The following is a 7,334-nucleotide window of genomic DNA, read 5'->3' on the forward strand; positions in this document are numbered from 1 at the left end:
TTTTTAAMATGAGACCGTATTTATATTTTACAGGGGCATTTTCACTCCAACAATGCAGGCTATAAATGACAAGRTCATAGAGCGTGTTTATCGTACTAACGCTTCAAAGACTGCCAAGAAAATCCATTTAAAGCCACTCACACTAAAATATAATTAAGTATAAATAATTTAAACAACTTCAATGGGTCAGATAAGTTCAGGTCGACTGTGCACACTAATTCTTAGTCGGTACAGTCCACTTCATCTCTTAATGTTAAGGAAAAACTATGGGTAACAAACGTACTGAAATTACCGAACCAACTGAGCCACCTCTGGGAGTAAGTCTTGAATTTGGCTTCTCCGAAAGCACAAATAGCAAAGAGCGCGATTTCTTAGCTTTCTTGGCTTAGCTTAAAATTTGAGGAGTGTTATATGTGTACATACCCAATAGAGCGCGAATTCAGTGGTCAACAGGCTGTCGAGACGATGAAACTTTGGTTAAAGGAGCATAACATTCACTCCTCACTTTACTCCACGGAAGACAATCTAGTGGCAACTGTTGAGCTTTCCTCTTTAACAGGAAGCCCCTTATCAAGTGGGTCAGGAAAGGGAAGCTACGCTGTAACAGGAGCGTATTTTGAGGCTTTTGAGCACATGATGTTGCAGCATCATTTTACTTCTTCACATATTCAAGTGGTTCCGTTGAAGGAATGGTTGAAATCGAAAAAATGCCACTCTCAATGTCTCTTTGGAAAGACACTGGCTGAATACGGGAATGAGTTATTGAAATTCTCAAGTTATCACTCCCTTTTATCCTTAGAAAACTATCTTGTGCCTGAAACTTTAATTAACCCTTTTTACATTGAAACTCTTCAGCCAAATGATGCGTATTGTTTCCTTAATAAATACACGTCAAATAGTGGTTGGGCATCTGGGTCTTCATATGAAGAAGCCGTGCTTCATGGAGCAAACGAAGTGGTAGAGCGCCATTGTTTGAGTGAATTATACAAACAATACATAGGTTATTCTGATTACTCTGGTGGATTCTACCGAGTCATCCCCCCATGGGAACTACTGGAAAAATATCAGCTATCTCTTCCCAATGTTGACGAGCTTTCTTTCATCATGTCTACCACACTCTTTGGTTCCCATTTTTGTGCGTGCGTGATGCACTCTGCAGCTAGCCCTATGGCATTTCGTTCGTCTGGTGTTTCGTATTCAGAATTTCATGCCATAGAAAGAGCTCTCTCAGAGCTCATTCAAATTATAGAGAACTATGACGCTGTCGAACTTAATGATGATATTAAGGCAAGCGAATTGCTAAATAAATACGATAGACTATGTAAAATCACAGATCTTTCTGAGTTAGACACGCTACCTCTTATGGATTGCTCTGCCATGCAACAGGATTCAAGAGATTTTAAGCAGCATTACGAAAATCTAGTGAGTTCAGTTAAAGCTAAAGGGTATGACTTACTAGTCCATACGGCATTTAATCAGGAAAAAATATGGCTTACATCGACATATATACCCGGATTGGAGCGCTTCAATATTATAGATAAGGGGAAGTTGGTCGTACCATTGGGAGATATGTAATGCTTAAAGTCACCTACCTAAAGTATTCTTTGCTCTTTTTTATCTTACTTTTGCTTAAAGCTAACTTGGCGCTTCCTTCGTATTTAATCGGGCAGATAATTAACGTTGCTTCTCAGTCTATCTCGCTAGAAGGAATGGAGACTTTGTTAACGTATCTACTGTTGTCGACAGTAGTGACTATTAGTATATCGCCTTTTTTTACCTATTTTTTTGAGCAAGAAATACAACTCAACGTCGAGACCAAATCACGGATATTGTTTAGTCAGCTAATTCGTAAACCCTTTAGTCATTTCAAACGGTTAGAGATAGGTTCATTAGCCAGTAAGTTTGAAAGAGGCATAGGATCTTACGAGCAGTTCATCAATCTAAGCGTATCGCGAGGTTTACCTTTAGTCATTGAATTGCTGGTCTTTTGTGGCGCTATTGTTCTCTTTAGTGGATGGGGAACCTTTGCTCTAGTGATTGTTATCCTAGCGACTGCTGCATTGATTAAGGCTCTAATTATCAGGCTAAGACGCCCTCACATCCGTCGAGTTAATGAGGCAGAAGATGAAATACTCGATCAACTTGTTGGTGTCTTTTCGGGTATACGCACCATCCAGTCTAATCGTGTCGAAGGGTTCTTTGAAAAGCGCATTGCTCCATTTTTCGAACATTATAGACAAACAACTGTATCGCTTGCCGTCAGCCGGAGTGTATTTGATGGTGTCGCTATAGCGACACACAGCTTAATGTCACTTTCCATTATCGCATTGTTCATATTTTTCTTGTTTCCAGTGCAACACGCTGATGCTGGAGCGCTTGTCACAGCACTACTTCTCTCTGCTAGTTTAACGAGGGCATTCGCAGGGTTATTGGATGTCTATAGATTGCTTGATCAAAGCCAAGAAGATTTTTCAGCATTAAAGGAAATTTTAAGTCACAAAGGTGAAGGTTCTGAAGTGAGTGAGTTATTAAGTAAGGCCCTAGAGGAACTGGCAAAGCCAAATGTAAAGACAATTGCCGTTATAGGTAAAAGTGGACAAGGCAAAACAATATTACTCGATACTCTGGCAGGTTTGTTAACCCCAAAGCCCGTATCTCCTCTCTCTTCTAACTATCTAGAACAAAACAACTTTGTTTTCTCGGGAAGTGTTTACGACAACCTTTCCCTTGGGAAAGAAATGGATATTGGTTGGTTGACGAGTCAGCTAGATAAGATAGGACTGTCTTCTAGGCTGTCATTAGATTCGGAACTACATGGTAACGGTCAGAACCTCAGTGGCGGTGAAAAGCGAAGGCTGTGTTTTCTTAGAGCTTATATCCATTCCCATGAATTATTACTACTCGATGAGCCTACAACAGGCTTAGATAGTCAAACAGGCCATGATTTGTGGAAGGTAATTTTTAGTCTATTAGAGCCACAAACCAAAATGGTTGTTGTAACGCACGACAATTCATATTTAGACCATTTCGATAAAGTCATCACTTTAGATGAAGTTGGCGTTGTACCATATCAACCTCCATAAACGATTAAAGACAAGATATATACCCCTTAATTCAAAGGCGAATAACGACAAAGTCGCTTGGTTGTTAAGGTACGACAGAATCGCTTGGTGATCACAATGCTGGGATGAACATTACTAGAGCGTTTGTGCCCCAAAGTTTGTCAGAGTAAGATCGAATCTGGTTTCCAGCCTAGCAATTTGACTTACGTTTCCTCATCCAACTATGCGGCCAAATTTGGCACCTAAATAGGATAAAGATCTAGCATATTCAGTAATTTGTTAGTTGATATATGCGATTACTTGTACAATATCAGCACTCAAGTAAATTAGCGGTCATAACGTGATAAACAACTCCAAGTTTACAGTAGGCAATGTCTATAGAGCCTTCAAATCTGCAAAGTCAACTTTCCTTAAATGCCTTAATTCTGTGGAGTATAAGTCCAATTTAGTGCCTTTGACTCCAGCAGAAATTCCAGTGGGTAAAATGGCGCAATTTGAAGAAGAGCTCAATGGTGTTTTATCGGGACAATATGGAACCGCTATTAGGAATATCTCAATAACTGGCAACTATTCTGTTGGTAAAAGTAGTCATCTCAAGTCATTTCAGGGAAGAAACCCACAATACCAGTATAAAACAGTGTCGCTAGCCAAGTTTGCCAATAGTTCGAGTAATAAGTTAAAAGGACCTACGAATAAGGAGGCCACTGAACCAGTTGTTGAGGGAGCGAGAGGGTCTTCTGATGAGGGAGCCACTAGACAAGTTGTTGAAGAAAGTATTGTCCAACAGTTATTGTACTCTGTACAAGCAAAAAGCCTCCCTAACTCAAGGTTTAGGCGTATTAGTTATCAGTCTAAGGCTTCTGTATTTGTAAACGCTTGTATATTTCTGTTTTCATTGACTAGTTATGCTTATGTCTTCTTAGTTGATCAAATTCCTTTGGCCTTACTTACCTATTTCGAGATGTTTCCAGCAGGGCTATTTTCTTTAGGTTGTTTATTAGGTGTTTCTTATGTCAGTTGGAAAGTAGTTAAGTTTGCTGGAAACATACACTTTTCAAACTTTGATTTTAAAGGAATCAAATTTAACGGAACTAGCCCGAAAAGTTCAGCGTTACATCGTTACATAGATGAAATTGTATATTTCTTTGAAAGTGGTGACACAGACGTAGTCATTTTTGAGGATTTAGATAGATTTGAAGATGTAGGAGTATTTAACTCGCTTAGAGAACTGAACCTCATATTGAATAGTTATGACAATATTAAAAGACCCATTTACTTTATTTATGCAGTAAGGGATTGCCTGTTTTTAGCGAATGATAGAACTAAGTTTTTTGACCTCATCATCCCGATAGTACCAGTTGTCCATAGTAGTAACGCTTTTGAGATATTTAAGCGATTACTCGAAGCTAATGGGGAAAGGGTAAATAATGAAGAGAAGGATGGCATTACGACATCGCATTTACAGTCTATCGCCTTGTATTTTGATGATATGAGGTTGATAAATAACGTTGTCAATGAGTTTACTTTGTATAAAGGACAGCTTCCCGACTCGGCGCCAGTCGGAAACAAATTACTCTCTATGATAGCAATTAAGAACCTTTACCCGAAAGAGTATGCTCAGCTGATTTTGAGGAAAGGAAATATTTATGAAGCCATCGCTGGTATTGATAAATTTAAAGATGCCCTTTCTAGAGATACGCGAAAAGAAAGAGAAGAAATAGATGAACAAATAGAACGATTAGAAAATCGCTTAGATTCTAATCTGAGAGAAGTGAATATGCTTTTTTGGTTACTGTATGCCGAAGCAGCAGAGGTAACGGGCTATCATGTGCGTACTATGGATGGATTGACGTATGACGACTTCGTAAGTACATTCATAGGCACCCCATCAGGTAAGCAGCTGACTATTGTATACAGCAACGCCAAAACCTCCATCAGAACTAATGCAATCAAAAATGCATTAGGTGAAACCGCTTATGAAGCTCAACAAAAAGTTATTGTTTCGCTTGAAGATCTTAAAAGTAGCAGAGCTTCTTTATTGAAAACAGAACGCGAGATTCGCACATACTCAATCGGTGATGTGATTAACCATTCAGTAGGTAGAAAACTAATCAGCACTGAACTAGGTGAAGAATTCGGGTTGGTTTCTTTATGTATCAGGAACCAAACATTAGCAAATGACTATGAGTTTTATATAAGTAGATTTTACGAAGGCTCTCTAACAAAGAATGATATTTCTGTAATTCAAAGTCTCAAACAGGGTTGGGATCTAGATATAGAACGAAAGGTTGACAACCCCAAACTTGTTTTGACGAAGCTATCACTCACAGAGCTACCTAAGAGAATTCCAGCATCTCTAGTAAAAACACTCCTAGACTATCCAAAAGTTACGTCATTTGAGTTATCTGATTGCGCAATCGAAAGAACAGATTATCAGAACTATTACCAATCAATGGATGATATCCAAACAAAGATTAAGTTTGTTGGAATGACCATTGACTATGAATTACATATGAAGGAAATGCTAAAATTTCTAGATGGGAATGAAGCTGAACTTGCCGAATTCATTTTCATTATGAAAATTGTCGATCCTGTTGATATGCCTGATACTTATAAAAATATGGTAGATGAAGCAACATTCAACATTAGAGATATTGATATATTGTTTACATTTGAGAGCTCTAAATTTGACTGGGAATCTTATTTACTCAATGGCGCAAGTGGTAAGTTTAAACACATATCTAAAAGCATCTCTATAGATACAGCTATTAAATTAAAACAAAATAATAGCGCGGTATTCATAAAAGAAAATATCTCAGTATTAGTGTCCGTTTTACATCAAATAGATGAGAGTAACATCTCCTATTCATCGATTAGAGACACAGGTGATAGTGAACTACTTGCATTTGTTGAGAGTAATATTAATGAATTTATAAGCTTTTACAGTTGCGATAGTGATGGCGTTGAAACCCGTGAACACTTCCTTGATCTACTCAGTTTGGAGACTCTTGAAGTATCGGCTAGGGAGAGATTTTTAGAAGTATATACACATAAATATGACCAGCTTAACGACATCCCTTCATCTCTCTGGGATTTGTTGGTGGATAATAACTTCATAGGTCTGAACTACATTAGTATCCCGGAAGTTTATCATCGTTATGAAAAGTTTGATTTGAATGTAGTGAACCAAATTAATGATGAATTTGATGATGACATGTGCAAGGAATTTAAGCGTCTATTTAATGACAAACCATTGGCGTTAACTAGCGATTTTATATCATCAAATGTTACGAATGAGATTAAGAAAGCGATCTTTAATGATATTGAGTTCAACCTAGAAGAACTTGAGAAGATGGAAGAATCAAATTCGGAAAGTTTGAAGCAGCTGGTCAAGTATTCAACGATACCATTTGAAAGTGATGTGTTCGCTTTCATTTTTGATACTGATAATAAACTAGCATTTGATTATCTATTGGGCGTTGATGTAGGTGGGGCACTACCTTTCAAGCAGCTATCGTTACTTGATGACAGGATAAAGGTTGCTATCGTTAATTATGAAGATAGTGAGTTGTCTTTAATTAGAAAGAAGTTATTGGAGGAGCTAATAAGTTCTGACATCAACTTTGAGGATGAGCTTGTAAGTTCTGTGATATTAGATCTCCTACTTACGGATGACGGCTTCATTATTAAGCCAGAAGCTTGGGTACTTAGTGGGGATTTCTTTACCTTCGTAAATGATAGTGAAGTGTTAGACAAAGAAACCATTGTTCAAAAGGCTCTTGCTCTCAGTGAAGATAAGGCGTTGGTATTAAACACGTTTGTGACTAAATATAGAGTAGGTAATATCGAAGATTTAATTAGTGATGAAAATGAAAATAAGCATAAAGTTACGATAAATGCTACAGAATCAACAAAGTATATTCTCAACATAATGAAAGAACTTAACTTGATCAGGAGTTTTGAAATAGAGTTTGATGGTCGCTGCAAGGTTCATGTTTACAGAGCAAAACTGAATGAATTTATGAAATGATTTAATTTTATTTCTCCATTGTTTAAATCTATTTGAGCTTTTTGTTGTGGAACAGTGAATTTGGCCACTAGGTTAGAGATTTGTAGGTACCTTAGGTAATCCGTTAAATGCTAATTTAGTAAAACGTCTAGCTCATTCCTGTCCAGAAACGTTACAGTTGGCATTTTCTAAATCGAAAATGCCCCATTCCTTGCCAGCGGCGCTTAACCTCAAAAATCATAGTGAGGTGGTTTGACCTACTT

The 7,334-nt window shown here is 37.7% G+C and carries 4 protein-coding genes; all 4 read left to right on the plus strand.

The features are described 5' to 3' along the window. Nucleotides 1-266: 266 nt before the first annotated feature. The 4 genes from L4C54_RS19910 (at nucleotide 267) to L4C54_RS19925 (ending at nucleotide 7,092) form a co-directional block, all read left to right on the plus strand. Nucleotides 267-389: a hypothetical protein gene (locus tag L4C54_RS19910; RefSeq protein WP_428800180.1), complete on the plus strand. Its 123-nt coding sequence runs from the start codon at nucleotides 267-269 to the stop codon at nucleotides 387-389. A gap of 22 nt (nucleotides 390-411) precedes the next feature. Continuing rightward, on the plus strand, nucleotides 412-1,575 hold the full coding sequence (locus L4C54_RS19915; protein WP_428809520.1) for a YcaO-like family protein: 1,164 nt from the start codon (nucleotides 412-414) through the stop codon (nucleotides 1,573-1,575). Further along, nucleotides 1,575-3,083 (plus strand): ATP-binding cassette domain-containing protein, encoded by a 1,509-nt coding sequence (locus tag L4C54_RS19920; protein ID WP_428809521.1) that lies wholly within the window; start codon nucleotides 1,575-1,577, stop codon nucleotides 3,081-3,083. The genes L4C54_RS19915 and L4C54_RS19920 overlap by 1 nt, the downstream gene beginning before the upstream one ends. A gap of 427 nt (nucleotides 3,084-3,510) precedes the next feature. Further along, nucleotides 3,511-7,092 carry a YobI family P-loop NTPase gene (locus tag L4C54_RS19925; RefSeq protein ID WP_428809522.1) on the plus strand — a complete coding sequence of 1,194 codons (3,582 nt, stop codon included), beginning with the start codon at nucleotides 3,511-3,513 and terminating at the stop codon, nucleotides 7,090-7,092. The last annotated feature ends 242 nt before the right edge of the window (nucleotides 7,093-7,334 follow it).

It is taken from the genome of Vibrio lamellibrachiae (genome assembly GCF_050337265.1).
GTDB lineage: Bacteria > Pseudomonadota > Gammaproteobacteria > Enterobacterales > Vibrionaceae > Vibrio > Vibrio kyushuensis.

Bases quoted from the DNA above. Each gene is read 5' to 3' on its own strand.
- L4C54_RS19910 (WP_428800180.1), top strand. From the start codon at position 267: ATGGGTAACAAACGTACTGAAATTACCGAACCAACTGAGCCACCTCTG.
- L4C54_RS19915 (WP_428809520.1), top strand. From the start codon at position 412: ATGTGTACATACCCAATAGAGCGCGAATTCAGTGGTCAACAGGCTGTC.
- L4C54_RS19920 (WP_428809521.1), top strand. From the start codon at position 1,575: ATGCTTAAAGTCACCTACCTAAAGTATTCTTTGCTCTTTTTTATCTTA.